Below are 496 nucleotides of genomic sequence, written 5' to 3'. Positions count from 1 at the left end.
GCCTGGCTCCATCATCAATATGGTGTCCGGTTTCCTGTCGATTCACCTGGGTTTGCAAGGCCCCAACTATGCGATCGCCACCGCCTGTACCACGGGCACCCATTGCATCGGCATGGCGGCACGCAACATTGCCTACGGTGAAGCCGACGTGATGGTTGCCGGTGGTTCCGAGATGGCTGCCTGCGGGCTCGGTATCGGTGGCTTCGCCGCGGCGCGTGCGTTGTCCACTCGCAACGATGACCCGGCCGCCGCGAGCCGTCCCTGGGACAAGGGGCGCGACGGTTTCGTGCTATCCGATGGTGCCGGTGCGCTGGTGCTCGAGGAGCTCGAGCATGCCAAGGCGCGTGGCGCCCGCATCTATGCCGAGTTGATCGGCTTCGGCATGAGCGCCGACGCGTTTCACATGACCTCGCCGCCCGATGACGGCGCCGGTGCTGCCCGTTGCATCCGCAATGCGCTGAACGACGCTCAGCTGAACGTCGAACAGGTGCAGTAC

1 protein-coding gene is annotated in these 496 nt (G+C 64.9%); it reads left to right on the top strand.

What is annotated here, in order from left to right; all coding sequences use genetic code 11:
- A partial coding sequence (locus ACU8YC_RS26400) for a beta-ketoacyl synthase N-terminal-like domain-containing protein (RefSeq protein WP_446896180.1) occupies positions 1-496 on the top strand: 496 nt, incomplete at both ends.

This window comes from Citrobacter sp. VF227 (genome assembly GCF_052950715.1).
The sequence above is the reverse complement of the archived record's forward strand: the minus strand, read 5'-3'. Positions and strand labels throughout refer to the sequence as shown.